Here is a 26,232-nt window from a genome sequence, read left to right as displayed (position 1 = left end):
TCGCCACCTGACGACGCGGGTCCACCCTAGAGGTACCGATACCCTGCTCTATATGCGGCCCGCTCGGTGGCGCCGATCCACCCACCTGGTGATCGGCCTGGTGGTACTGGTGCTCGTTGCTGCCGTCATCGGGGTCGCCGCGGTGCTGACCTCGGGTGACACCTCGGCCCGCAATACCGACGCGGTCCGGCCGCAGCCCGCCCCGGCGACCGCCGCGCCCGGCGTGCAGGCCCTGGCCGACGACACCGACAAGCCGTCCCCGGCGGGCCTGGCCGCCGCGCTGGCGGGTCCGTTGGCCGACCCCAACCTGGGGGCGCTGACCGGCAGGGTGACCGACGCCGGCACCGGCGCCGAACTCTGGGCCCAGGGCGCCACCATCCCGATGCTGCCGGCCTCGACCAACAAGGTGCTCACCACCGTCGCCGCACTGGCCACCCTGGACCGGGACGCGACGCTGACCACCACGGTGCTGGCCGGCCCGACGCCCGGTCTGGTGGTGCTGCACGGCGGCGGCGACCCGACGCTGTCGGCGGCACCCGCGGACAAACCCACGTGGTACAAGGGGGCGGCCCGGATCAGCGATCTGGCCGATCAGGTGCGGCGCAGCGGTGCCACCGTGACCGCGGTGCAGGTCGACCTGTCCGCGTACAGCGGGCCCACCATGGCGCCGGGCTGGGATCCCGCCGATATCGACGGCGGCGATATCGCCCCGATGGAGTCGGTGATGCTCGACGGGGGACGTATCCAGCCGGTGTCCGCCGAATCGAGACGCTCCACCACCCCGGGCCTGGACGCCGGCCGCGCGCTGGCCGCCGCGCTGGGCGTGGATCCCGCGAGCGTGACCGTCGCCTCCGGGCCGGTACCGGATGCCCGGGAGATCGCCTCGGTGAAGTCGCCGCCGTTGCTGGAGCGGCTCCGGCAGATGATGAACGAATCCGACAATGTGATGGCCGAATCGACCGGCCGTGAGGTTGCCGCGGCGCTGAACCGGCCGCAGAGCTTCGACGGCGCCGTGGCCGCAGTGCTGACCCAACTGCGCGGTGTCGGCGTGGATACCGCGGGCGCCGTGCTGGTGGATTCCAGTGGCCTGTCGGTCGACGACCGGTTGACCGCCGACACGCTCGACGGTGCCGTCGCCGCCGCGGTGAGCGGGGAGCACCCCCAGTTGCGTCCGCTGCTGGACGTGCTGCCGATCGCCGGTGGCAGCGGCACGCTGTCCAACCGCTACCTGGACACCGATGCCGGTAAGGCCGCCGCGGGCTGGCTGCGGGCCAAGACCGGATCGTTGACGGCGGTGAACACCCTGGCGGGCATCGTCACCGACAAGAGCGGGCGGGTGCTGACGTTCGCGTTGATGTCCAACAACGCCGGGCCGACCGGCCGGACGTCGCTGGACGCACTGGCCGCGGTATTGCGGTCCTGTGGGTGCGGCGGATGAGCGACCGGGGAAGTGATTCCCGCAAGTTGACCATCGGTGGCGCCGTCGACTGGGAGTTGGCCGCCACCGTGGGCGCGAAACTGGCCCGCCCCGCCCCGGCCACCACCGACTACACCCGCGATCAGGCCGTCGCCCAGCTCGCCGAATTGGCCCGCCGCGCAGAGCAACCGGTCCGCGAGGTGACCGGGCTCAACGAAGGCGCGGACATCACCGAAGCACGGGTGGTGGACCGCCCGCAATGGGTACGGGCCGCCACCGGATCGATGCGGGTGATGACCGGAGGCAGCGATACTCCCGGCGGATTCCTGACCTCGAAACTCACCGGTGCGCAGACCGGCGCGGTGCTGGCCTTCATCTCCTCGGGCATCCTCGGTCAGTACGATCCGTTCACGGCCGGCCCCGAACCCGACGGCACCGGCGGGGAACTGCTGTTGGTGTACCCGAATGTCATTGCCGTGGAACGGCAATTGCAGGTCGACCCGACGGATTTCCGGTTCTGGGTGTGCCTGCACGAGGTGACGCACCGGGTGCAGTTCCGAGCCAATCCGTGGCTGGCCGAACATATGTCGTCGTCGCTGTCGACGCTGACCCACGATGCCGGCGAGCAGGTCGGGGACGTCGTCGGCAGGCTCGCCGGCTATGTGCGTGATCAGCGCAAAGGTGAGGTCGCCGACCAGAATCCGGGCGGTGTGGTGGGACTGTTGCGGGCCGTGCAGGCCGAACCGCAACGCCAGGCGCTGGACCGGCTGCTCGTGCTGGGCACCCTGCTGGAAGGGCATGCCGAACACGTGATGGATGCCGTCGGGCCGGCGGTGGTGCCGTCGGTGGCCACCATCCGGGCCCGGTTCGATCATCGTCGACAGCGCAAACAGCCCCCGCTGCAACGGATTATCCGTGCGCTGCTCGGCTTCGAGGCCAAGATGAACCAGTACACCCGCGGTAAGGCTTTCGTCGACGAGGTGGTCGGCCGGGTCGGCATGGCCCGCTTCAACACCATCTGGACCAGTGCGCAGACGCTGCCGTTACCCCCGGAAATCGAAGAGCCGCAACGGTGGATCGACCGGGTGCTGTAGCCGAACTGCGCGCCGCGGTCGGCGCGTTCGCCGCGGCGCACGACTGCGAGCGCTGGTGCGTCGGACTGTCCGGCGGCGCGGACTCGCTGGCCCTGACCGCGGTCGCGGCGGCGCTGCGTCCGACCGTCGCGCTGATCGTCGACCACGGCCTGCAGGCCGGCTCGGCCACCGTCACGCAGACCGCCCGCCAACAGGCGCTGAATCTGGGATGCGTTGACGCACAGATTCTTACGGTGGACGTGGGTGCCGCGGGCGGGCCGGAAGGGGCCGCCCGTACGGCGCGCTACCGGGCGCTGGATCACGCGCGCACCGGGCTGCCCGTGCTGCTGGCGCACACCCTCGACGACCAGGCCGAGACGGTGCTGCTCGGGCTGGGCCGCGGTTCGGGCACCCGGTCCATCGCCGGCATGCGCGAATTCGACGCCCCGTGGGGCCGCCCGCTGCTGGCCGTACGCCGCGCAGTGACCAGGGCCGCGTGCGCCGAACTCGGTCTGACTCCCTGGGAGGATCCGCACAACGCCGACCCCCGCTACACCAGGGTGCGGTTGCGCACCGAGGTCCTGCCGCTGCTGGAGGAGGTGCTCGGCGGCGGGGTTGCCGGCGCACTGGCCCGCACCGCCGCCGCACTTCGCGAGGACACCGAGGCCCTGGACGCGCTGGCCGAGCGGACCCTGCCGGAGATCATGCGGGGCGAGGGCCTGGAGACCGCCGCACTGGCCGCACTGCCGGCCGCGGTGCGACGTCGGGTGATCAGGCTGTGGCTGCTCGAGGGCGGTGCTCGCGATCTCACCAGCCTGCAGATCCGCCGGGTGGATGCGCTGGTCACCGCCTGGCACGGGCAGGGCGGGGTGGCCGTCGGATCCGCGCTGCGGCGGGCGCGGCTGTTTGCGGGCCGCCGCGACGGGGTGCTCACGATGCACACCGAAACTGTGTGACGTTGGAGCACGGCGGGTTTACGTGGCACGCTGTGGGCGTGCCCGCGCAATCCGCTGCCGAGATGTACCCCGGCGATATCAAGTCGGTGCTGTACACCGAAGAGCAGATCCAGACGCGCACCGCCGAACTCGCGGCCGATATCGCCGAGCACTACGGCGCGCTGGTCGAGGGCGAGGACGATCTTCTGCTCGTCACGGTCCTCAAGGGTGCGGTGATGTTCGTCACGGACCTGGCCCGCGCCATCCCGCTGCCCACCCAGCTGGAGTTCATGGCCGTCAGTTCGTACGGGTCCTCGACCTCATCCTCGGGGGTGGTCCGGATTCTCAAGGACCTCGACCGCGATATCAACGACCGGCACGTGCTGATCGTCGAGGACATCGTCGACTCCGGACTCACGCTGTCCTGGCTGCTGCGCAACCTGGCCACCCGGCGCCCGCGCTCGTTGCGGGTGTGCGCGCTGCTGCGCAAGCCGGAGGCGGTCCGCGCCGATGTGGACATCGCCCACATCGGTTTCGACATCCCCAACGAGTTCGTGGTCGGGTACGGCCTCGACTACGCCGAGCGCTACCGCGACCTGCCGTTCATCGGCACCTTGGAACCCAAGGTGTACGAGCACCCGTAGACGGCGCAGAATGCGGTGATGACCGAATCAGCCCTTCGGATCTGTCCGCTGTGCGAGGCCACCTGCGGACTGGTCGTGACCATCGACCGCTCTGACGGCGCGGCCCGCATCACCCACGCTCGAGGCGACGCCGACGATGTGTTCAGCGCCGGCTTCGTCTGTCCCAAAGGCGCCAGCCTGCCCGGACTGGACAACGACCCGGACCGGTTGAGTCGCCCGCTGATCCGGCGCGACGGCGTGCTGGTCGAGGCGAGCTGGGACGAGGCGTTCGATGCCGTCGCCGCCGGCCTCGGTGGCGTCCTCTCCGCCCATGGAGGGACGTCAGTCGGTGTCTACCTTGGCAATCCGAATGCGCACACCGTCGCCGGAGCGCTGTACGCGCCCGTGATCGTCAAGGCGCTGGGCACCCGGCAGGTGTTCTCCGCGAGCACGCTGGACCAGATGCCCAAACACGTCTCGCTGGGCTACCTGTTCGGCAGCCCCGTCGCCTTCACGGTGCCCGATATCGATCGCACCGACCACCTGGTGATCATCGGCGCCAATCCGATGGTGTCCAACGGATCTCTGGCCACCGCCGCCGACTTTCCCGGCAAGCTGCGGGCGCTGCGCCGCCGCGGCGGCCGCCTCACCGTCATCGATCCGGCGCGCACCCGGACTGCCGCGCTGGCGGATCGTCATCTCGCGCCACGGCCCGGCACCGACGCCGCGCTGCTGTTCGCGGTCGTGCACGTCCTGTTCGACGAGGGGCTCACCGACCTGGGGGAGATCGCCGCGCAGGTCGACGGTGTCGATGAGGTGCGCGCGCTGGCGGAGGCTTTCGCGCCGGAGACCGTCGCCGAACACTGCGGTGTGCCCGCCGCGGAGATCCGGGAGCTGGCCCGCGAGATCGCGGCGGCACCCTCGGCCGCGGTGTACGGCCGAATCGGCACATCCACAGTCGAATTCGGCACCATCGGCAGCTGGCTCGTCGATGTGGTGAACATCCTGACCGGCAACCTGGACCGGCCCGGCGGAGCGATGTTCCCGCTCGGCGCGGCGGCTCCCGCGCCGCGCAAACCCGGGCCGGGGCGCGGGTTCGTCACCGGCCGGTGGCACAGCCGGGTGTCCGGGCATCCCGAGGTGCTCTCCGAACTGCCCGCGGCGGCACTGGCGGAGGAGATCGACACCCCGGGCGACGGCCAGCTCAAGGCGGTCATCACGATCGCCGGTAATCCGGTGCTGTCGGCGCCCGACGGGGCCCGGCTGGACCGAGCGCTGGCGGGTGTCGGGTTCATGCTGTCCGTCGACCCCTACCTCAACGAGACCACCCGGCACGCCGACGTCGTCCTGCCCCCGCCGCCGCCGTCGGCGAGCCCGCATTTCGACTTCGCGCTCAACAACCTGGCCGTGCACAACAACGTGCGCTACACCCCACCCGTGCTGCCCCCGGCCGACGGCCGGCCCGATGAAGCCGAGATCCTGTCCCGGCTGGCCCTGATCCTGTACGGGGTGGGCCCGCACGGCGATCCCGGACTGGTCGACGACCAGGTGATCGCGGCAACCCTGGCCAAGGCGACCACCGATCCGAACTCACCCGTGCACGGCCGGCCGGTCGAGGAACTGGCCGCGGTGCTGACCGGGGTGCGTGGGTACGAACGCCGGCTGGACATGATGTTGCGGCTGGGTCCGTACGGCGACGGGTTCGGTGCCCATCCGGACGGACTGACGCTGGACAAGGTCAAGGCGGCGCCGCACGGTATCGACTTGGGTCCACTGAAACCACGGCTGGCGCAGGTGATCTCGACGCCGTCGGGCAAGGTGGAGCTGGCGCCACCGGCACTGGTCGCCGACACCGCCCGGTTGCGGGCGTCGATCGGCCGCGCAGGCGAGGCATTCGTGCTGATCGGGCGCAGGCACCTGCGATCCAACAACAGCTGGATGCACAATGTCGCGGCGCTGACCGGCGGCAGCAACCGGTGCACGTTGCAGGTGCACCCCGACGACGCTGCCGAACTCGGCCTGACCGATTCGGCGAAGGTGCGCGGGCCCGGTGGCGAGGTGATCGTGCCGGTCGAGGTGACGCCGGGCCTGCGCCGCGGTGTGGTGTCGCTGCCGCACGGCTGGGGTCATGACCGCGCGGACACCAGGCTGGCCGTCGCGGCGACCGAACCCGGGGTGAATGCCAATCAGCTCAACGACGGCAGCGCGCTGGATCCGTTGTCGGGGACCGCGGTGCTCAACGGCATCCCCGTCGATATCGCGCCTGCCGGCTAGGTCAGCTCCCAGACCACCGTCACCGAGAACCCGACGGTCTGCTGTCCCGGCTCCAGCGGGACGGCTTCGGCCATCGCGGCCCGCGGCATCGGCATCGGTGTCGGCGGCGGCGTGGCACCGGTGGTTTCGGAGATGGAGATGACCTTGCCCAGGGTCAGCCCGGACAGCTGGGCGTACTGATCGGCACGGTCCTTGGCGTCGTTGAAGGCGCGTGTCCGGGCGTCCTTGACCAACTGCGAGTCGTCCTCGATCGAGTAGTTGATCGAATTGATCCGGGTGGCCTCGCCGCCGGTGTTGGCGATGAGCGACAGGATGTTCGACGCGGTGTCGATCTTGCGGATCTTGACCTCGATCGAGTTGCTGGCCCGATAGCCGGAGATGGTGGAGCCGTCGATGTTGTACTGCGGCTGCAGCGACACCTGGGAGGTGCTGATGTCCTTTTTGTCGACGCCGGCGCCACCGAGGGCGGTGATCACCGCCTGCTGGCGCTGGCTGGTCTGGTTCAGTGCCGCGGTGATATCGGGTGCGGTGGCCTCCATCGACGCCGACACCGTCAGCGTGTCCGGGGTGCCCTGCACCTTGCCGCTACCGACCACCGTCACCTGACGCGGCGCGTGGGTGCCGGACGACGCAGGGGAGGCGGGTTTCGCATCACAGGCGGCGACGCCGACAACAACCGTCGCGGCGACTATGGCCAGACGGATGGCGGCACGCAGTGCAAGGGGCATGTTCGCACCCTAGCGGCTGGACGGATCGGTCCAGCTAGATCACCTCAAGCCGGCCAGGAACTCCAGGAGCGCCGCGTTCACCTCACCGGGGCGTTCCTGCTGCAGCCAGTGGCCGGCGCCGTCCAGCAGCACCTCGCGGTAGGCACCGGTGACCACGTCGTGCACCCGGTGCCGCGGCGTGAACGTCAGGACGGGATCGGCGCTGCCGGCCAGGAAGAGGGTGGGCACGGTGATGGTGCGCGCCGGAGTCACCTCCGTGAGCTCCCAGTTGCGATCGAAATTGCGGTACCAGTTCAGCGGCCCGGTGAACCCGGTCCGTTCGAACGCCGCGACGTAATGCTCGAATTCGTCCGCGCTGATCCAGTCCGGAAGTGACGGGAGCGGAGTCTCGGTGAGATCGGTGACCGGCGCGGTGAAACCCTGCATCGCGACCATGCGTGCCATGGTGTCGCGCACATCGCGGGCCATCTGCGCATCGGCGACCCCGGGCTCCTGGAAATGCAGGATGTAGAAGAACCCGTCGCCGACGAGCCGGCGCCAGATCCGGGTCGGCGGTTCCGAGGCCCGGGGCACCGGCGGCACGCTCAGGGCTGCCACGGCCGCCACCCGGTCCGGGTGCAGCAGCGCGAAGTTGCACACCACCGGGGATCCCCAGTCGTGCCCGATCATCACCGCTCGTTCGGCACCGATGTCGTCGAGCAGGCCCGCGAGGTCACCCGTCAGCGCCACGATGTCGTAGTCCTCGACCGCCGGCGGCCGCGAGGAGCCGCCGTAGCCGCGCTGGTCAGGGGCGATGACGTGGTAGCCGGCCGCCGCCAGAGCCGGGATCTGGTGTCGCCACGAATACGCCAGTTCGGGGAAGCCGTGGGCCAGTACGACCACCGGTGCGCCCCGTTCGCCGGCCTCGGTGATCCGAAGGGTGACGCCGTTGGTGTCGACTGACCGCTCCGTCGGGGTGACCACCAATCCACCAAAGCACACTCCGTTCCCATGGTGGGAACTGCCGATCGTTGGTCTAGCGGTAGCCTGAAAGTTCTCAACTGCGCTCATTGGAAGGACCGGGTCGGCTCACACCTGCCGGCGAAAGACATCGATGAACCGTAAAAACGTGATCCGCACACTCACCGCGATCGCGGTCGTGCTGCTGCTGGGTTGGTCCTTCTTCTACTTCAGCGATGACACGCGCGGGTACAAGCCCGTCGACACCTCGGTGGCGATGGCGCAGATCAGCGCCGACAACGTCAAGAGCGCTCAGATCGACGACCGCGAACAGCAGGTGCGTCTGGAGCTGAAGTCCGGCAACGGCGACACCGAGAACAGCGACAAGATCATCACCAAGTACCCCAACGGGTACGGCGTCGACCTGTTCAATGCGCTTACCGCGAAGAACGCCAAGACCAACACCGTGGTCAACCAGAGCAGCCTGCTCAGCTCGCTGCTGATCTATATGTTGCCGCTGCTGCTGCTGGTCGGCCTCTTCGTCATGTTCTCCCGGATGCAGACCGGCGGCCGGATGGGCTTCGGGTTCGGCAAGTCGAAGGCCAAACAGCTGGGCAAGGACATGCCCAAGACCACCTTCGCCGATGTCGCCGGCGTGGACGAGGCCGTCGAAGAGCTGTACGAGATCAAGGATTTCCTGCAGAACCCCAGCCGCTACCAGGCGCTCGGCGCCAAGATCCCCAAGGGTGTGCTGCTGTTCGGGCCGCCCGGGACCGGTAAGACGCTGCTGGCCCGTGCGGTGGCAGGCGAAGCCGGTGTGCCCTTCTTCACGATTTCAGGGTCCGATTTCGTCGAGATGTTCGTCGGTGTCGGCGCCTCCCGCGTGCGGGACCTGTTCGAACAGGCCAAGCAGAACAGCCCGTGCATCATCTTCGTCGACGAGATCGACGCCGTGGGCCGTCAGCGTGGCGCCGGGATGGGCGGCGGCCACGACGAACGCGAGCAGACGCTCAACCAGCTGCTGGTCGAGATGGACGGTTTCGGCGACCGCCAGGGCGTCATCCTGATCGCCGCCACCAACCGGCCCGACATCCTCGACCCGGCGCTGCTGCGTCCCGGCCGGTTCGACCGGCAGATCCCGGTCTCCAACCCGGACCTGGCCGGGCGCCGTGCCGTGCTGAAGGTGCACTCGGCGGGCAAGCCGATCGCCCCCGACGCGGATCTGGAAGGACTGGCCAAGCGGACCGTCGGCTTCTCCGGCGCGGACCTGGCCAACGTCATCAACGAGGCCGCGCTGCTCACCGCCCGCGAGAACGGCACGGTCATCACCGGCGCGGCGCTGGAGGAGGCCGTCGACCGGGTGCTCGGCGGCCCGCGCCGCAAGGGCCGCATCATCAGCGAGTTCGAGAAGAAGATCACCGCCTACCACGAGGCCGGGCACACCCTGGCCGGCTGGGCGATGCCGCACCTGGATCCGGTGTACAAGGTCACCATCCTGGCCCGCGGCCGGACCGGCGGGCACGCGGTCGCCGTCCCCGAGGACGACAAGGGGCTGCAGACCCGCTCCGAGCTGATCGCGCGCCTGGTGATGGCGGTCGGTGGCCGTGCCGCCGAGGAGCTGATCTTCCGTGAGCCCACCACCGGCGCGGTGTCCGATATCGAGAACGCGACCAAGGTGGCCCGGGCGATGGTCACCGAGCACGGCATGAGCCCCAAGCTGGGTGCGGTGCGGTACGGCACCGAACACGGCGATCCGTTCCTCGGCCGTACCATGGGCACGCAGGCCGATTTCGGCCACGAGGTCGCCCGCGATATCGACGACGAGGTCCGCAAGCTGATCGAGGCCGCCCACACCGAGGCGTGGGAGGTGCTCACCCAGTACCGGGACGTCCTCGACATCCTGGCCGGTGAGCTGCTGGAGAAGGAGACGCTGCACCGCCCCGACCTGGAGCGGATCCTCGTCGACGTGAAGAAGCGGCCCCGGCTCACCATGTTCGACGAGTTCGGTGGCCGCATCCCCTCGGACAAGCCGCCGATCAAGACCCCGGGCGAGATCGCGATCGAGCGCGGCGAGCCCTGGCCGCCGCCGGTGCCCGAACCGGCATTCAAGGCCGCCATCGCCAAGGCCAGTGCGGCGGCCCAGGCCGCGCCGCAGAACGGTCATGGCAACGGCAATGGAGCCGGGGCCGGTCACGGCCACAGCAACGGAGCCGCCAACGCAGCCCCCAACGGTGCGCAGCCCGACTACGGTGCGCCCGCGGGCTGGCACGCTCCCGGCTGGCCGCCGCGCGACCAGCAGGGCTACTGGTATCCGCCGAACCAACCCCCGCAACATCAGCAGCCCCCCGGCTACCCGCCGCATCAGCAGCAGCCGTACCCGCCCTACCCGCCCACCCACGGAGAACAGGCACCCGAGGAGCGCCGATGACGGCGAGTGATGTCACTGCAGCGTTGCGTGACTTCGATCAGCCGCGCGCCGAGGCCGCCGTGCGCGAACTCCTGCTGGCCGTGGGTGAGGACCCGGATCGGCACGGTCTGATCGACACTCCCGCCCGGGTGGCTCGCGCCTACCGGGAGATCTTCGCGGGGCTGTACACCGATCCCGACGCGGTGCTCAACACCACGTTCGACGAGCAGCACGACGAACTGGTGCTGGTGAAGCAGATCCCGATGTACTCCACCTGTGAGCACCACCTGGTGTCGTTCCACGGCGTGGCGCATGTCGGCTACATCCCGGGCCTGGACGGCCGGGTCACCGGGCTGTCCAAGATCGCGCGGCTGGTCGACCTCTACGCGAAGCGTCCACAGGTTCAGGAGCGACTGACCGCACAGGTCGCCGACGCCCTGATGCGCAAGCTCGATCCGCGCGGGGTGATCGTTGTCATCGAGGCCGAGCACCTGTGCATGGCGATGCGTGGGGTGCGCAAACCGGGTGCGGTCACCACGACATCGGCGGTACGCGGACAGTTCAAGACGGACAAGGCATCCCGGGCCGAGGCACTGGAACTGATCCTGCGGAAGTGAGCGTCGCTTCCCTCTCCCCGGTCGTGATGGGTGTCGTCAACGTCACCGACGACTCCTTCTCCGACGGCGGGCAGTTCCTCGACCGGGACCGGGCCGTGACCCACGCCGTGGCGTTGGTGTCCGACGGCGCCGCCGTCATCGACGTGGGCGGCGAATCGACCAGGCCCGGTGCCACCCGGGTGGATGCCGCGGTCGAGATCGGCCGGGTGGTACCCGTCATCGAAGATCTTGCAGCCCAGGGAGTCACGCTCAGCATCGACACCATGCACGCCGCGGTGGCCGAAGCGGCGCTGGCCGCCGGTGCGCAGATCGTCAACGATGTGTCGGGCGGCCGCGCGGATCCGGCGATGGCCGGCCTGATCGCCGAGGCGAAGGTGCCGTGGATTCTGATGCACTGGCGTTCGGTCGGAGCCGACGAGCCGCATGAGGCGCCCCAGTACACCGATGTGGTGACGCAGGTGCGTGACGAACTGATGCGCAGTGTCGACGCGGCGGTCGAGGCCGGGGTGGATCCGGGCAAGCTCATCATCGACCCGGGGCTGGGCTTCGCCAAGACGGCCCAACACAATTGGGCCCTGCTGCGGGCGCTGCCCGAATTCGTCAGCACCGGGATCCCGGTGCTGGTGGGTGCATCCCGCAAGCGTTTCCTGGGTGCCCTGCTGGCCGGCGCCGACGGCGAACCGCGGCCTCCGGCCGGCCGGGAGACCGCGACCGCGGTGGTCTCGGCGCTGGCGGCGCGCGACGGCGCCTGGGGTGTCCGCGTCCACGATGTGCGGGCATCCGTCGATGCGCTGAAGGTTGTGACGGCGTGGGGAGGGTCCGATGGCTGATCGAATCGAATTGCGCGGCTTGACTGTTCGCGGATACCACGGCGTGTTCGAGCATGAGCGCCGAGACGGGCAGGACTTCGTCATAGACCTGACGGTCTGGGTGGACCTCGCGGTGGCCGCCGCCAGCGACGACTTGGCCGACACGCTGGATTACGGCGCGTTGGCCCAGCGGGCCGCCGGCATCGTCGCCGGGCCGCCGCGGAACCTGATCGAGACGGTGTCGGCGGAGATCGCCGAGGACGTGATGACCGACCCGCGGGTGCACGCGGTGGAGGTCGTGGTGCACAAGCCCAGTGCGCCGATCCCGTTGACGTTCAGCGATGTCGCGGTGGTGGCGCGCAGGTCCAGGCGCGGGATGCGGGAGCGCCCGTGACCCGCGCGGTGCTGTCCATCGGTTCGAACCTGGGTGACCGCCTCGGGCATCTGCAGTCGGTGGTCGACGGCCTCGGGGTGGCGGTGCGCGCGGTCTCACCGGTGTACGAGACCGATGCCTGGGGTGGGGTCGAGCAGGGCCCGTTCCTCAACGCCGTCGTCCTCGCCGACGATCCCGGGCTGAGCCCGGCCGGCTGGTTGCGGCGCTGCCAGGATCTCGAGACCGCAGCCGGGCGGGTGCGCGAAATACACTGGGGGCCACGCACTCTGGATGTCGATATCGTCGCCTGCCGGGACGGACTGGAGCAGGTGCGCAGTTCCGACCCCGAGCTCACGCTGCCGCATCCCTACGCGCACCTGCGTGCCTTCGTGCTGATCCCGTGGCTGGCCGTCGATCCGGCCGCGCGGCTCTGGGTGACCGGGCTGGACCGGCCGGTGACGGAGCTGCTCGCCGAATTGGACGCCCGTGAGCGGGACGGGGTCCGGCCCACCGACCTGGTACTGAGCAACTGATGGGCCCGACGCGTAGGCGCGACCTGGTGTTCGTGGCCGCGGCGGCGGCCATCGTGGGATACCTGCTGGTGGTCTGGCTCTACCGGTGGTTCCCGCCGATCACGTTGTGGACCGGGGTGTCGTTGCTCGTGGTGGCGGGTGCCGAAGCCGGCTGGGGCTACGTGGTGCGGGGTCGGGTTCGCGATGGGCGGATCGGGGTGGGTGCCGGCCGGCTGCACCCGCTGGCGGTGGCCCGCTCGGTGGTGACGGCGAAGGCGTCGGCGTGGCTGGGCGCTCTGGTGTTCGGTTGGTGGCTGGGGGTACTGGGCTATCTGCTGCCGCGCCGAGGTATCCGGATCCCGCACGAGGACATCCCCGGGTCGGTGGTCGCCGCGTTGTGCGCGCTGGCGCTGGTGGCGGCGGCCCTGTGGCTGGAGCATTGCTGCAAGTCCCCGGACGAGCGCGAGCAGCCCCGGGATGCGGCGCCGGAGTAGCCGAATCTGCTCGAATCGCCGCGGTGGTCGACACGCTATGCGAGCTGTGACCGGTACAGTCAGCCCATGACCGATCCGTCCCGCGGCATGCGCGTTCGACGCGTTTCCCGCAGGCCGGGATGGATCCTGCTGTCGGTGTTGCTGGTGCTGGCCATCGTCGCCAGCTCGGTGCTGGTGTTCACCAACCGGGTCGAATTGCTCAAACTCGCAGTCGTGCTGGCGTTGTGGGCGGCAGTGGTCGCCGCGTTCGTCTCGGTGATCTACCGCAGGCAGAGTGACGTCGATCAGGCCAAGGTGCGTGATCTCAAACTCGTCTACGACCTCCAGTTGGACCGGGAGATCTCGGCCCGCCGCGAATACGAACTTGCCGTGGAGTCACAACTGCGCCGGGAACTGGCCGCGGAGCTGCGTGCCCAGGCCGCCGACGAGGTGGCGGCGCTGCGCGCCGAGTTGGCGGCGCTGCGCAACAATCTGGAGATCTTGTTCGACACCGACCTCGATCAGCGGCCCGCACTGGAAACCGATCGCCCGGCGGGACGGGTGATCGCCAGCCGGATCGATATCGAGGAACGAGTGGAGTCCTTTGCCTCGCGCAGGGCCGAGCCCCGCACCGAGGAGAGTCCGATCATCGACGTGCCCGCCGAACCTCATGTGCCCGAGTATCAATGGGGTCCGTCGCAGCCCGCCGGTGGCGCCCATCGCAGGGCCGGTGAAGCAGAGCAGCCGGCACCGTGGAGCGCGCCGCCCGCGCGGGAGCCTGCACCGCCCCCGCCGCCGGCACGAGAGTCGGTGTGGCAGCCCCAGCCCCAGCCCGCGCCCCAGCCGCCGGTTCAGCCGCCGAGTCCGCCGCCGCCGGCATGGACGCCCCCGGCCCCGCCGCAGGCGCCGCCGCGCCGCCCTGCCGCCGACTGGCGGCCGGCACCGGCCGACGGCGAGTGGATCCCCGCAGGCGCTCCGGGCAGCAACTGGGTGGCGCCACCCGTCGAACCGATGCCGCCGCCGGTGCCCCCGGTGCACCCGGGTCCGGCGATGACCCCGCCGCCCGTGGAGACCCGCCGCGGTCGCCATTCCGGCGCCGACGCCGACGCGCCGCCCCGCACTCCACGCCCTACGGTGCCCGCCGAACCTGCGCCGTCACCGACGCTGGCCACCCCGCCGCTACCCCCGGAGCCCAGCCGCTCGGCCCGGCACCGCAGCGCCGACGAACCCGCACCGCCCGAGGAGACGTCAGAAGAAGCCGCCGGTCAGCATGCGGGTGGCCAGCCGGTCTCGGAGCTGCTGTCGCGGCTGCAGGCGGGAAATTTCCAGGGCGAGCGAGGCGACGGGGGAAGCGCCGGAGGCGGGCGGCGTCGCCGCCGTGACGAGTGAGCTAGGCTCATGCCGACCGTCTGGTACCTGCAGGGCAGGACTGGAACGATATTTCTGAGAAGTTTGCGAGGTCACTGCGATGGTGCAGTCCGCTTCGGCGTCGGAGCCTGCGTGGGAGGGCCCGGATGGGTTTCGCCCGGCCCGGCTGACGGTCGGCGTGGTGTCCGCAGGTCGGGTGGGGTCCGCGCTCGGGGTGGCACTCGAGCGGGCCGGCCACGTCGTGGTGGCCTGCAGCGCGATATCGCGCAAGTCACGGGATCGGGCCGCCCGCCGACTGCCGGAAACGGCGGTGATGCCCGTCCATGACGTCGCTGCCCGCGCCGAATTGCTGCTGCTGGCGGTCCCGGATTCCGAACTGGCGTCGCTGGTCTCGGGCCTGGCTGCCACCGGGGTGGTGCGCCCCGGCACCATCGTCGCGCATACCTCTGGTGCCAACGGTGTCGGCGTGCTCGCACCGCTGACCGAGCAGGGCTGTATCCCGCTGGCCATCCATCCGGCGATGACCTTCACCGGATCCGATGAGGACATCGCGCGGTTGCCCGATACCTGCTTCGGTATCACCGCCGCCGACGAGATCGGCTACGCCGTCGCGCAGGCACTGGTACTGGAGATCGGCGGTGAGCCCTTCCGGGTGCGTGAAGACGCCCGCACGCTCTATCACGCCGCCCTCGCACATGCCAGCAACCATCTCGTCACCGTGGTGCTGGACTCGCTTGCGGCCTTGCGCACCGCGTTGCGCGGCCAGGAGTTGCTCGGCCAGGAACTGGTCGGCGACGCACCGGGCGGGCTGGCCGAACGCATCGTGGGTCCGCTGGCCCGGGCGTCGCTGGAGAACGCGCTGGCGCGTGGGCAGTCCGCCCTCACCGGCCCGGTGGCCCGCGGCGACGCGGCTGCGGTGGCCGGCCACCTGCATGCCCTCACCGAGACCGATCCCGAACTGGCACAAGCCTATCGGGCCAATTCACTGCGCACCGCCCAGCGGGCGCACGCACCGAAGGAAGTGTTCGACGTGCTCGCACGGAAGGTGACCGATCAGTGAATGCGACCACGTCGCCGAAGTTCGTCGCCGGTCAACTCAACGTCTACACCCGCCCCGCTGACGTCGCCGACCTGACGCGGGCGCTGCGGACCGCCGGTCGGCGGGTGACGCTGGTGCCGACGATGGGTGCACTGCACGAAGGGCACCTGAGCCTGGTCCGCGCCGCCAAGAAGGTGCCGGGCGCGGTGGTCGTGGTGTCGATCTTCGTCAATCCGTTGCAGTTCGGGGCGGGGGAGGATCTCGACGCCTACCCGCGCACACTGGACGCCGATCTCGAGGCCCTGCGCGGCGAAGGTGTGGAGGTGGTGTTCGCCCCGAGCGCGGCCCAGATGTATCCCGCCGGCCCGCGCACCTCGGTACATCCCGGTCCGCTCGGTTCTGATCTCGAAGGTGCCTCGCGCCCAACGCACTTCGCCGGGATGCTGACCGTCGTTCTGAAGCTGCTACAGATCGTCCGGCCGGACCGTGCCTACTTCGGCGAGAAGGACTACCAGCAGCTGGTGCTGATCCGACAGATGGCCGACGACCTCAACCTCGACACCCGCATCGTCGGCGTGCCGATCGTCCGGGAGTCCGACGGTCTGGCCATGTCGTCGCGTAACCGCTACCTCAGTGAGACGGACCGGGAACAGGCGTGCGCGCTGTCGGCGGCCCTGCTTGCCGGAATGTACGGCGCGGGTGAAGGTGTGGAGTCCGCGCTGGATGCCGCTCGTGCGGTGCTCGACGAGGTACCGGCGATAGAGGTCGACTACCTGGAGGTGCGCGACACCTGGCTGGGGCCCCCGCCGGAGCAGGGCCGGGCCCGGATGCTGGTGGCGGGCCGGCTCGGCGGCACCAGATTGCTGGACAACATCGCCATCGATATCGGTGTACCGTCCGGTCCCGGTCCGGACGTCGAGTACGACGAGCACGAATTGCCCTGGAGGAACTGATGTTACGCACGATGCTCAAATCCAAGATCCACCGTGCCACCGTCACGCACGCCGACCTGCACTACGTCGGCTCGGTCACCATCGATGCGGACCTGATGGACGCGGCCGACCTGCTCGAGGGCGAGCAGGTGACCATCGTCGACATCGACAACGGCAACCGACTGGTCACCTACGCGATCACCGGTGAGCGGGGCAGTGGCGTGATCGGGATCAACGGTGCGGCAGCGCATCTGGTGCATCCCGGAGATCTGGTGATCCTGATCGCCTACGGCACGATGGAGGACGCGCACGCCCGGGCGTACCAGCCCAGGATCGTCTTCGTGGACGCCGACAACCGGCAGATCGACCTGGGTTCCGATCCCGCCCACGTGCCGGCCGACGCTTCCGGCCTGATGTCACCGCGCTGATGCTGCTCGCGATCGACGTCCGCAACACCCATACGGTGGTCGGTCTGGTGTCGGGTTCCCGAGACCACGCCAAGGTCACCCAGACCTGGCGCATCAGAACCGAATCCGAGATCACCGCCGACGAATTGGCGCTGACCATCGACGGGCTGATCGGCGACGCCACCGAACAGCTGACCGGCGCCACGGCCCTGTCGACGGTGCCCTCGGTGCTGCACGAGATCCGGCTGATGCTCGACCAGTACTGGCCGGCGGTGCCGCATGTGCTGATCGAGCCCGGTGTGCGCACCGGGATCCCGCTGCTGGTCGACAACCCGAAGGAGGTCGGCGCGGACCGGATCGTGAACTGCCTGGCGACATTCCACAAGTACGGCACCGCGGCGATCGTGGTCGACTTCGGATCCTCGATCTGTGTCGACGTGGTGTCGGCCAAGGGGGAATTCCTCGGTGGCGCCATCGCGCCCGGTATCCAGGTGTCCTCCGATGCCGCGGCGGCCCGTTCGGCCGCGCTGCGCCGCGTCGAGCTGACCCGGCCGCGGTCGGTGATCGGCAAGAACACCGTGGAATGCATGCAGGCCGGGGCAGTGTTCGGATTCGCGGGACTGGTCGACGGTCTGGTGAGCCGGGTGCGCTCCGACGTCGACGGTTTCGCGGGCGGCGACGTCGCGGTCGTCGCGACCGGCCACACGGCGCCCCTGGTGCTTCCCGATCTGCGCACCGTCGAGCACTACGAACCCAACCTGACCCTCGACGGCCTGCGCCTGGTGTACGAACGCAACCGCGACAACCAGCGGGTTCGCCGCCCGAGCTAGAAGAACGTCCGGACCAGGTCGACGACGCGGTCCGCGTCGTCGAGCACCGGGATCAGCCGCCATTTGTCGAATGTCGTGCACGGGTGTGAGACGCCGAACCCGAGCCAGTCGCCCACCTCGACCCGGTGACCCGCGGATGCCAGGTAGGCGTGCTGGTCGTTGAGTGCGGTGACGCGCGCTCCCGGCAGGTGCAGGGGCACCGGCAGTCCGGCGTCGAACGAGATATCGCGCCGGCCCATCGTGACCAGCGCGAGGTCCGGTTCGGGACGGGATACCACCGGCGCCCACACCTGCAGGGCCGGGTGCAGGGGCAGGGGGGATGCCGCCGCGTACAGCCCGTCGTCGTGGGTCAGATAGCAGCCGCTGCGCAGGATCACCCGGGTTGCCGCGCCCGCCAACTCATCGACGACCACATCGGGGTAGGTGCTGCCGCCGGCGGTGAGGATCACCTCGTCCGTCTCGAACAGCGCGGACAGCCGGGTCACCGCGGCGCGCATCTCGGCCAGGTAACACCGGACCTGTGCGGTGGCCCCGTCGCTGCGCACGCCCGTGCGAGCTGCTTCGTAGCCCGCCACCCCGACCAGGCGCAGCCGTGGGGACGCCGCCGCGGCGCGGGCCACCTCGTCCACCTCGGCGGGGGTGCGACAGCCGGTCCGGCCGCCCGCCATCCCGACCTCGACGCAGACGTCCACGCGGCGGTCGGCACCGGTCAGCGCGGAGGTCATCAGTTGCACGCCCCGTACCGAATCCACCCAGCACACCGCGCTGAAATCGGGGTCTGCGTCCAGTTCGGCGGCCAGCCAGCTCAGTCCGGGCGCATCGACGAGCTCGTTGGCCAGCACGATCGCGGGTACTCCGAACGCCCGGTACACGCGCGCCTGACCGATGGTGGCCACCGTGACCGCGCAGGCACCCGCGGCGGCCTGCCTGGCGTACAGCTGGGGTGACATGTGGGTCTTACCGTGCGGGGCGACGGTTACCCCGCGGTCGGCGCACCACGCGGCCATGGTGGCGAGGTTGTGCCGCAGGGCCGGCTCGCGCAGTACGCACACGGGCCCGGTCGGTCCCGCGTCGAACAACTGCGGCGCGGCCGCCAGCACCTGGGCCGCGGTGGCGTCCTGCCAGGCCACCGGAATGCCCTTGAAACGCCAATCCAGCCGCTGCTCGTACAGTGCTGCGACGGCTGCGTGCGTTGGTGGGTTCACCTGTTCATTTAAGCTGGCACGTCGTGAGTTCTTCTGATGTTCCAGGTCCGCCCGTGGCAGCTCCGATCGAGTCCGACGATATTCCGGAGCAGTACCGGATTCGTCAGGCCAAGCGCGCGCGCCTGATCGCGGAGGGCCGCGATCCGTACCCGGTCGAGGTGGCTCGCACCCACTCGTTGGCAGAACTCCGGGCGGCCTATCCGGACCTGGAGGTCGACACCCAGACCGGTGATCAGGTCGGCGTCGCCGCGCGCGTGGTCTTCGCCCGTAACTCGGGGAAGCTGTGCTTCGCCACGCTGCAGGACGGTGACGGCACGCAGTTGCAGGCCATGATCAGCCTCGCCGAGGTGGGACAGGATTCGCTGGACGCCTGGAAGGCCGATGTCGACCTCGGTGACATCGTGTTCGTCCATGGCCAGGTGATCAGCTCGCGGCGCGGCGAACTGTCTGTGCTCGCCGATTCCTGGCAAATCGTGTCGAAGGCATTGCGGCCGCTACCCGTGGCGCACAAGGAGATGAGCGAGGAAACCCGGGTCCGGCAGCGTTATGTCGACCTGATCGTCCGTCCGGAGGCACGCACCATCGCACGGCAGCGTGTCGCCGTGGTGCGGGCGGTCCGGTCCGCCCTGGAGCGCCGGGGTTTTCTCGAAGTCGAGACACCGATGCTGCAGACGCTGGCTGGCGGAGCGGCGGCCCGGCCTTTCGTCACCCACTCGAATGCGCTCGACGCCGATCTGTACCTGCGCATCGCCCCGGAGTTGTTCCTCAAAAGGTGTCTGGTGGGCGGTTTCGAGAAGGTGTTCGAGTTGAATCGCAACTTCCGCAACGAAGGTGCCGATTCCACACATTCGCCGGAATTCGCGATGCTGGAGACTTATCAGGCGTACGGGACCTATGACGATTCCGCGCGGACCACCCGCGAAATTGTTCAGGAGGTGGCCGATGAGGCGATCGGCACAAGGGCGGTCCCATTGCCGGACGGCAGCACGTACGACCTCGACGGTGAATGGCAGACGCTGGAAATGTATCCCTCGCTGTCCGAGGCACTGGGTGAGGAGATCACGCCGGAAACCGGTGTCGCGCACTTGTGGTCCATCGCCGATCGGTTGGGTGTGGAGATTCCCGCCGATCGCGGCTACGGGCACGGAAAACTGGTCGAGGAACTGTGGGAGCACACCGTCGGCGACCACCTCTGGGCGCCGACGTTCGTGCGGGATTTCCCCGTGGAGACCACCCCGCTGACCCGCGCTCACCGCAGCATTCCCGGGGTGACCGAGAAATGGGATCTCTACATCCGCAAATTCGAATTGGCCACCGGTTACTCGGAATTGATCGACCCGGTGATTCAGCGGGAGCGGTTCGAAGACCAGGCGCGTGCCGCGGCGGCGGGCGATGACGAGGCAATGCGCCTGGACGAGGATTTCCTCGCCGCATTGGAGTATGCGATGCCACCCACGACGGGCACCGGAATGGGCATCGACCGGCTGTTGATGGCATTGACGGGTCTGTCGATTCGGGAGACGGTTTTGTTCCCGATTGTGCGCAGACAGGCCAACTGATCCGACGCGGTCGGTGAGTTGTTGTTCGGATTCGGATCCTATGCAAATATTGCTTTGGGGACGGGGACGAACAACAACAGCCACAGAAGGGTCAGTGTGAGCTAATGGCGAAGAAAGTAACTGTCACGTTAGTTGACGATTTCGACGGTGAAGCAGCAGCAGATGAGACCGTCGAATTCGCCATCGACGGGGTGAGCTACGAGATCGACCTTTCTTCGAAGAACGCCGCGAAGCTTCGCAACGATCTCAAGCAGTGGGTGGAGGCGGGTCGCCGGGTCGGTGGCCGGCGCCGTGGTCGTTCCGCCGGGTCCGGTCGAGGTCGCGCCGCGATCGACCGGGAACAGAGCGCCGCCATCCGGGAGTGGGCGCGCCGCAACGGACACAATGTCTCGACCCGCGGCCGGATCCCCGCCGAAGTCATCGACGCGTTCCACGCAGCAACCTAGGCGATCATTGCCAGACGGCCGTCCCGCCCGTTCGGGCGGAGCCGTCTGGCCGTGCGGTCCCCGCCGTCTCGTTTCGCTACAGGCGAAGCGCGACACGTGTCGGCCGGGAAACGTCGGGTACCCCTTGCGCGTTACGTAAGGGCACGCAGCCGTACAGCAGGCGTGTTGCAGTCGCTGCGGGTGGGGCAGGTGTTCGCCGAGGTTCTCTGGAAGCGCAACCAAGGCAACGCACCCGTCGCAGCGGCCCATTAGAGTGGACGTCAGGCAACGTGTGGCTGGCAGCTCAAGCCGCGCCCCTCGTGAGAAGGCCTTAGCAGGAAGAGCAGGTAAGCACCGATGTTCGAGAGATTCACCGACCGTGCCCGCAGGGTCGTCGTCCTTGCGCAAGAAGAAGCCCGGATGCTCAACCACAACTACATCGGCACCGAGCACATCCTGCTGGGCCTCATCCACGAGGGCGAGGGCGTCGCAGCCAAGTCGCTGGAGTCCCTCGGCATCTCCCTTGAGGGTGTGCGCAGCCAGGTGGAGGAGATCATCGGCCAGGGCCAGCAGGCCCCGTCCGGGCACATCCCCTTCACCCCGCGCGCCAAGAAGGTGCTCGAGCTCAGCCTGCGCGAGGCGCTGCAGCTGGGCCACAACTACATCGGCACCGAGCACATTCTGCTCGGCCTGATCCGTGAGGGTGAGGGTGTGGCCGCCCAGGTGCTGGTGAAGCTGGGCGCCGAGCTGACCCGCGTGCGTCAGCAGGTCATCCAGCTGCTGAGCGGCTACCAGGGCAAGGAGGCCGCCGAGGCCGGTACCGGTGGCCGTGGTGGCGAGTCGGGCAACCCCTCGACCTCGCTGGTGCTCGACCAGTTCGGCCGCAACCTGACCGCGGCCGCGATGGAGGGCAAGCTCGACCCCGTCATCGGCCGCGAGAAGGAAATCGAGCGGGTCATGCAGGTGCTGAGCCGCCGCACCAAGAACAACCCGGTGCTGATCGGTGAGCCGGGCGTCGGTAAGACCGCCGTCGTGGAGGGTCTGGCGCAGGCCATCGTGCACGGCGAGGTTCCCGAGACGCTGAAGGACAAGCAGCTCTACACCTTGGACCTCGGTTCGCTGGTGGCCGGCAGCCGCTACCGCGGTGATTTCGAGGAGCGCCTGAAGAAGGTGCTCAAGGAGATCAACACCCGCGGCGACATCATCCTGTTCATCGACGAGTTGCACACGCTCGTCGGTGCCGGTGCCGCCGAGGGCGCCATCGACGCGGCCAGCATCCTCAAGCCGAAGCTGGCCCGCGGCGAACTGCAGACCATCGGTGCGACCACGCTCGACGAGTACCGCAAGTACATCGAGAAGGATGCCGCCCTGGAGCGCCGGTTCCAGCCGGTGCAGGTGGGTGAGCCGACGGTGGAGCACACCATCGAGATCCTCAAGGGTCTGCGGGATCGGTACGAGGCGCACCACCGCGTCTCGATCACCGACGGTGCCCTGGTCGCCGCGGCCACCCTGGCCGACCGGTACATCAACGACCGGTTCCTGCCGGACAAGGCGATCGACCTGATCGACGAGGCGGGCGCCCGGATGCGTATCCGCCGGATGACCGCTCCGCCGGACCTGCGCGAGTTCGACGAGAAGATCGCCGACGCCCGCCGGGAGAAGGAATCCGCGATCGACGCGCAGGACTTCGAGAAGGCGGCCCGGCTGCGCGACTCGGAGAAGCAGCTCGTCGCGCAGCGCGCCGAGCGTGAGAAGCAGTGGCGCTCAGGCGATCTCGACGTGGTTGCCGAGGTCGACGATGAGCAGATCGCCGAGGTCCTGGGCAACTGGACCGGTATCCCGGTCTTCAAGCTGACCGAGGCCGAGACCACTCGCCTGCTGCGCATGGAAGATGAGCTGCACAAGCGGATCATCGGCCAGGAGGACGCGGTCCGCGCGGTCTCCAAGGCGATCCGCCGCACCCGCGCCGGGCTGAAGGATCCCAAGCGCCCGTCGGGCTCGTTCATCTTCGCCGGCCCGTCCGGTGTCGGTAAGACCGAGCTGTCCAAGGCGCTGGCGGAATTCCTGTTCGGCGATGACGACGCGCTCATCCAGATCGACATGGGCGAGTTCCACGACCGCTTCACCGCGTCGCGGCTGTTCGGTGCCCCTCCCGGCTACGTCGGCTACGAAGAGGGCGGCCAGCTCACCGAGAAGGTGCGGCGTAAGCCGTTCTCGGTGGTGCTGTTCGACGAGATCGAGAAGGCGCACCAGGAGATCTACAACACCCTGCTGCAGGTCCTCGAAGACGGTCGTCTGACCGACGGTCAGGGTCGCACGGTCGACTTCAAGAACACCGTGCTGATCTTCACCTCGAACCTGGGCACCTCCGATATCTCCAAGGCGGTGGGTCTGGGCTTCACCTCCGGTGGCGGGGAGAACAACTACGAGCGGATGAAGCTCAAGGTCAACGATGAGCTCAAGAAGCACTTCCGGCCGGAGTTCCTGAACCGGATCGACGACATCATCGTGTTCCACCAGCTGACGCAGGCCGAGATCATCGAAATGGTCGACCTGATGATCGGCCGGGTCTCCAAGCAGTTGGCGGCCAAGGACATGACGATGGAGCTGACCGAGCAGGCCAAGTCGCTGCTGGCCAAGCGTGGGTTCGACCCGGTGCTGGGTGCCCGGCCGCTGCGCCGCACCATCCAGCGCGAGATCGAGGACGCACTGAGCGAGAAGATCCTCTTCGACGAGGTCGGACCGGGTCAGCTCGTCACCGTCGATGTCGAGGGCTGGGACGGCGAGGGCCAGGGCGAGAACGCGAAGTTCACGTTCTCGGGCAAGCCCAAGGAGTCTGCCGAGGCCGATCTGGCTGCCACGGCGGCAAGCAGCGAATAAACAGCCCAAAAGAAGTGGCCCCCCGCGTGCGCGGGGGGCCACTTCTTTTGGGCTGTTTACCGGACTCCGAGCGCCGGGCCGACGGTGGTGTTCCAGGACTCCTGCATCTCCGATTCGAACAGGCCCCAGGTGTGGGATCCGTCTGGACGGACGATGTAGGTGATCGGCACTCCGGCGGCGCCCGCGGCGTCGGCGAAGGCCTTGGTGCTGTCGGCCACGATGCGCTCGATCAGCCCGCCGGTGAAGTTCGGTCCGAAGCCCTCCGGTAACCGGTCGACGGAACCGACGTTGCCTGAGCCTGATGCGGCGACGTAGACGGCGGTGCCCTTCAGCGCGCCGACATTGCGGGTCGGGTCGTGCTGGATCCACAGCGGTCCGCCGCCGGGGCCCCACATGTTGTCGGCGCTCAGGCCGCCGCCCATCAGTGTCATGCCCACCTGCCCGGGATCGGCCGACGGGTTGAGCATGCCGCTGTAGGAGGCGACGGCGCGGAACAGGCCGGGAGCCTGCACGGCGTAGTCGACGGCCGTACCGCCGGTGCTGGACAACCCGCCGACGGCGTTGCGACCGTTGGTGTTGTACTGCTTGTTGATCAGCGGCGGCAGCTCCTGGGTCATGTACGTCTGGTACTGCTTGTCGGCGTCGTTGACCCAGTTGGTCCACCAACTGAACTGACCGCCCAGCGGGGACACCACGTTGACGTTCTTGTTCGCGAAGAAACCCTGGATGTCGGTCATGCCGAACCAGGACTTGGCGCCCGGTGCGAAGTTGCCGCCGGGGTCCAGGTTGTCGCCACCGTCGATGCCTGGCAGCAGGTAGAAGGTCGGTGCCCCCGAGGACCGCGCCTTGAACACGTCGTTGACGACGATCTTGTTCATGGCCGGGGAGTACACCGAGACCTTGTCCCAGCGGTCGTTGACATGCTCGATACCCGTGATGTGCGGACCGTCGGCGGTCGCGGTGGGTGCGGTGAGGAACGGCAGCGCGACGAGCAGTGCGATGGCACACGTACGGATACGACGTATGAGATGAGTCACGGGCTGATTATGTGGGGGCTCTCATTCACAGGCAACACTTGGCGGGGGCGCGCCGGACAGGTCCTTGCGTGGTCAAACATCAGGTGCCGTGCGACATTCGGCGAGAACAGCAAACGGACCCGCCCGCCGCGCCGACGGATTTCCCGTACTGGGTACACCGAAGCGGGTTGCGGCGCTTACCATGCATGTTGTAATCGACGGACGAGGAATCTGGTGTAAATCCAGAACGGTCGCGCCACTGTGAAAGTCAGACCCGACTCCGTTGTTGCCTTTGTCACTGGGACGCAAGATCCCGAAAGGAATGTGGACATGACTTCTCCTGAGGCGCATCAGACCCGGGTGCCCGCCATCGATCTCTCCGCCGCGCGCGCCGTGGTGTGGTTGTCGGCGACCGCTTTCCTGGCGCTGCTGGTGCTCTACTTCGTCGGTATGGACCAAGGTGCCACCTCGGTGTTCGGTAACAACACCTACGTGCACGAGTTCGTGCACGACGCGCGGCACCTCCTCGGCTTCCCCTGCCACTGATCAGGGCATACGGGATACACCAATGGAAAAACACCTCATCGGGCGCGGTCTGCTGGCCGGCGCCCTCGGCGGCTTGGCCGCGTTCGTCTTTGCAAAGATCTTCATCGAACCGGTGATCGGCCGGGCCATCGACTTCGAGGACGGTGTCGGCGCCGCTCGTGAGTCCCTGGAGGGCCATGCGCACGGCGCCCACGAGCACGGTGTCGAACTGTTCACCCGCGGCGTGCAGTCCAATATCGGTATGGGCTTCGGCGTACTGGCCTTCGGTCTGGCCATGGGTGCGCTGCTGGCCGTCGTCTTCTGCGCGACGTACGGCCGGGTGACCACTCTGTCCGCACGGGCGCTGTCGGTGTTGGTTGCCGGCGGCATGCTGCTGTCGCTCTGGGTGGTCCCTGCGCTGAAGTACCCGCCCAGTCCCCCGGCGACCAGCCTGGACGAGACGATCAAACAGCGGACCATGCTCTACCTGCTCGTCGTGGTGCTCTCCGCGGGTCTGTTCGTCGGATCGGTATTGCTGGGCCGGCGGCTCGCGCCGCGGTTCGGGGTCTGGAACGCCACTCTGATCGGGGCTGCCGACTACATCGTGTCGATGGCGGTCGTGTTCCTGATCCTGCCCACGATCGACGAGATGCCGGGACCGGTCACCGACGCCGCGGGCACGATCATCTTCCCCGGTTTCGCCGCCGACGATCTCTACGAGTTCCGGCTGTATTCGCTGGGCACGCAGGTGGTCATGTGGGCGACCATCGGGCTGGTGTTCGGGGCTTTGGCGTCGCGACTGCTCGAAGGCAAGCGCTCGGGGTCCGGTCTGTCGGAGGCCAGTCTTTCCGCGTGAGCGAAACCCG

25 protein-coding genes are annotated in these 26,232 nt (G+C 68.6%); 21 read left to right on the top strand and 4 right to left on the bottom strand.

Translation table 11 applies throughout. The annotated features are described in order from the left end of the window. The first annotated feature begins 52 nt into the window (after positions 1 to 52). The 5 genes from dacB to FHU31_RS24750 all read left to right on the top strand — a co-directional run bounded on the left by dacB (position 53) and on the right by FHU31_RS24750 (position 6,322). A complete protein-coding gene (gene dacB, locus FHU31_RS24770; RefSeq protein WP_167163378.1) occupies positions 53 to 1,438 on the top strand; it encodes a D-alanyl-D-alanine carboxypeptidase/D-alanyl-D-alanine endopeptidase in 1,386 nt (461 codons plus the stop codon). Then, positions 1,435 to 2,511: an Rv3626c family coenzyme F420 biosynthesis-associated protein gene (locus FHU31_RS24765; protein ID WP_167163377.1), complete on the top strand. Its 1,077-nt coding sequence runs from the start codon at positions 1,435 to 1,437 to the stop codon at positions 2,509 to 2,511. Before dacB ends, FHU31_RS24765 begins: the two co-directional genes overlap by 4 nt. Further along, the gene (tilS, locus tag FHU31_RS24760; RefSeq protein ID WP_167163376.1) at positions 2,490 to 3,446 is read left to right on the top strand and encodes a tRNA lysidine(34) synthetase TilS; all 957 of its coding nucleotides are present in this window, start codon (positions 2,490 to 2,492) and stop codon (positions 3,444 to 3,446) included. Before FHU31_RS24765 ends, tilS begins: the two co-directional genes overlap by 22 nt. A gap of 62 nt (positions 3,447 to 3,508) precedes the next feature. Next, positions 3,509 to 4,069 (top strand): hypoxanthine phosphoribosyltransferase, encoded by a 561-nt coding sequence (gene hpt / locus FHU31_RS24755; protein ID WP_167163635.1) that lies wholly within the window; start codon positions 3,509 to 3,511, stop codon positions 4,067 to 4,069. 18 nt (positions 4,070 to 4,087) lie between these two features. After that, on the top strand, positions 4,088 to 6,322 hold the full coding sequence (locus FHU31_RS24750) for a molybdopterin-dependent oxidoreductase (protein ID WP_167163375.1): 2,235 nt from the start codon (positions 4,088 to 4,090) through the stop codon (positions 6,320 to 6,322). Here FHU31_RS24750 and FHU31_RS24745 read toward each other — a convergent pair. Continuing rightward, on the bottom strand, positions 6,319 to 7,050 hold the full coding sequence (locus FHU31_RS24745) for an SIMPL domain-containing protein (protein ID WP_167163374.1): 732 nt from the start codon (positions 7,048 to 7,050) through the stop codon (positions 6,319 to 6,321). The two genes, FHU31_RS24750 and FHU31_RS24745, sit on opposite strands and share 4 nt — an antisense overlap. A 39-nt stretch (positions 7,051 to 7,089) precedes the next feature. Then, the gene (locus FHU31_RS24740) at positions 7,090 to 8,013 is read right to left on the bottom strand and encodes an alpha/beta fold hydrolase (protein ID WP_167163373.1); all 924 of its coding nucleotides are present in this window, start codon (positions 8,011 to 8,013) and stop codon (positions 7,090 to 7,092) included. Positions 8,014 to 8,143: 130 nt separating this feature from the next. Between FHU31_RS24740 and ftsH the strand changes: the two genes are divergently transcribed. From ftsH to FHU31_RS24685, 11 genes are all read left to right on the top strand, one after another. Continuing rightward, on the top strand, positions 8,144 to 10,417 hold the full coding sequence (gene ftsH, locus FHU31_RS24735; RefSeq protein ID WP_167163372.1) for an ATP-dependent zinc metalloprotease FtsH: 2,274 nt from the start codon (positions 8,144 to 8,146) through the stop codon (positions 10,415 to 10,417). Next, positions 10,414 to 11,013: a GTP cyclohydrolase I FolE gene (folE, locus tag FHU31_RS24730; RefSeq protein WP_167163371.1), complete on the top strand. Its 600-nt coding sequence runs from the start codon at positions 10,414 to 10,416 to the stop codon at positions 11,011 to 11,013. The genes ftsH and folE overlap by 4 nt, the downstream gene beginning before the upstream one ends. A 26-nt stretch (positions 11,014 to 11,039) precedes the next feature. Beyond that, entirely contained in the window at positions 11,040 to 11,843 is an 804-nt protein-coding gene (gene folP, locus FHU31_RS24725) for a dihydropteroate synthase (RefSeq protein WP_167163634.1), read from the top strand. After that, positions 11,836 to 12,216, top strand: a complete 381-nt coding sequence (gene folB, locus FHU31_RS24720; protein ID WP_167163370.1) for a dihydroneopterin aldolase — start codon at positions 11,836 to 11,838, stop codon at positions 12,214 to 12,216. Before folP ends, folB begins: the two co-directional genes overlap by 8 nt. Further along, positions 12,213 to 12,728, top strand: a complete 516-nt coding sequence (gene folK, locus FHU31_RS24715; RefSeq protein ID WP_167163369.1) for a 2-amino-4-hydroxy-6-hydroxymethyldihydropteridine diphosphokinase — start codon at positions 12,213 to 12,215, stop codon at positions 12,726 to 12,728. The genes folB and folK overlap by 4 nt, the downstream gene beginning before the upstream one ends. After that, the gene (locus tag FHU31_RS24710; RefSeq protein ID WP_167163368.1) at positions 12,728 to 13,201 is read left to right on the top strand and encodes a DUF3180 domain-containing protein; all 474 of its coding nucleotides are present in this window, start codon (positions 12,728 to 12,730) and stop codon (positions 13,199 to 13,201) included. Before folK ends, FHU31_RS24710 begins: the two co-directional genes overlap by 1 nt. A gap of 66 nt (positions 13,202 to 13,267) precedes the next feature. Next, a complete protein-coding gene (locus FHU31_RS24705) occupies positions 13,268 to 14,569 on the top strand; it encodes a DUF6779 domain-containing protein (protein ID WP_234901636.1) in 1,302 nt (433 codons plus the stop codon). Positions 14,570 to 14,648: 79 nt separating this feature from the next. Then, positions 14,649 to 15,608 (top strand): Rossmann-like and DUF2520 domain-containing protein, encoded by a 960-nt coding sequence (locus FHU31_RS24700; protein ID WP_167163367.1) that lies wholly within the window; start codon positions 14,649 to 14,651, stop codon positions 15,606 to 15,608. Then, a complete protein-coding gene (gene panC, locus FHU31_RS24695; RefSeq protein WP_167163366.1) occupies positions 15,605 to 16,540 on the top strand; it encodes a pantoate--beta-alanine ligase in 936 nt (311 codons plus the stop codon). The genes FHU31_RS24700 and panC overlap by 4 nt, the downstream gene beginning before the upstream one ends. Further along, positions 16,540 to 16,947: an aspartate 1-decarboxylase gene (gene panD, locus FHU31_RS24690; RefSeq protein WP_090354130.1), complete on the top strand. Its 408-nt coding sequence runs from the start codon at positions 16,540 to 16,542 to the stop codon at positions 16,945 to 16,947. The genes panC and panD overlap by 1 nt, the downstream gene beginning before the upstream one ends. Continuing rightward, on the top strand, positions 16,947 to 17,756 hold the full coding sequence (locus FHU31_RS24685; protein ID WP_167163365.1) for a type III pantothenate kinase: 810 nt from the start codon (positions 16,947 to 16,949) through the stop codon (positions 17,754 to 17,756). The genes panD and FHU31_RS24685 overlap by 1 nt, the downstream gene beginning before the upstream one ends. On the opposite strand, the gene FHU31_RS24680 is transcribed toward FHU31_RS24685, so the two are convergent. Beyond that, the gene (locus FHU31_RS24680; protein WP_167163364.1) at positions 17,753 to 18,961 is read right to left on the bottom strand and encodes an alanine racemase; all 1,209 of its coding nucleotides are present in this window, start codon (positions 18,959 to 18,961) and stop codon (positions 17,753 to 17,755) included. The genes FHU31_RS24685 and FHU31_RS24680 overlap by 4 nt on opposite strands. A 53-nt stretch (positions 18,962 to 19,014) precedes the next feature. On the opposite strand from FHU31_RS24680, the gene lysS reads away from it, so the two are divergent. From lysS to clpC1, 3 genes are all read left to right on the top strand, one after another. Beyond that, positions 19,015 to 20,520: a lysine--tRNA ligase gene (gene lysS / locus FHU31_RS24675; protein ID WP_167163363.1), complete on the top strand. Its 1,506-nt coding sequence runs from the start codon at positions 19,015 to 19,017 to the stop codon at positions 20,518 to 20,520. Positions 20,521 to 20,624: 104 nt separating this feature from the next. Then, positions 20,625 to 20,966 (top strand): histone-like nucleoid-structuring protein Lsr2, encoded by a 342-nt coding sequence (gene lsr2 / locus FHU31_RS24670; protein WP_090354136.1) that lies wholly within the window; start codon positions 20,625 to 20,627, stop codon positions 20,964 to 20,966. 336 nt (positions 20,967 to 21,302) lie between these two features. Continuing rightward, positions 21,303 to 23,825, top strand: a complete 2,523-nt coding sequence (gene clpC1 / locus FHU31_RS24665) for an ATP-dependent protease ATP-binding subunit ClpC (protein ID WP_167163362.1) — start codon at positions 21,303 to 21,305, stop codon at positions 23,823 to 23,825. 56 nt (positions 23,826 to 23,881) lie between these two features. On the opposite strand, the gene FHU31_RS24660 is transcribed toward clpC1, so the two are convergent. Next, positions 23,882 to 24,862: an alpha/beta hydrolase gene (locus FHU31_RS24660; RefSeq protein ID WP_167163361.1), complete on the bottom strand. Its 981-nt coding sequence runs from the start codon at positions 24,860 to 24,862 to the stop codon at positions 23,882 to 23,884. 309 nt (positions 24,863 to 25,171) lie between these two features. Here FHU31_RS24660 and FHU31_RS24655 point away from each other — a divergent pair, with 309 nt between their 5' ends. Then, entirely contained in the window at positions 25,172 to 25,387 is a 216-nt protein-coding gene (locus FHU31_RS24655; protein WP_167163360.1) for a CbtB domain-containing protein, read from the top strand. A 22-nt stretch (positions 25,388 to 25,409) separates the two neighbouring features. Further along, on the top strand, positions 25,410 to 26,222 hold the full coding sequence (locus tag FHU31_RS24650) for a CbtA family protein (protein ID WP_167163359.1): 813 nt from the start codon (positions 25,410 to 25,412) through the stop codon (positions 26,220 to 26,222). Positions 26,223 to 26,232: the final 10 nt, after the last annotated feature.

Origin of the sequence: Mycolicibacterium fluoranthenivorans (genome assembly GCF_011758805.1) — a bacterium.
Lineage (GTDB): Bacteria > Actinomycetota > Actinomycetes > Mycobacteriales > Mycobacteriaceae > Mycobacterium > Mycobacterium fluoranthenivorans.
The sequence above is the reverse complement of the archived record's forward strand: the minus strand, read 5'-3'. Positions and strand labels throughout refer to the sequence as shown.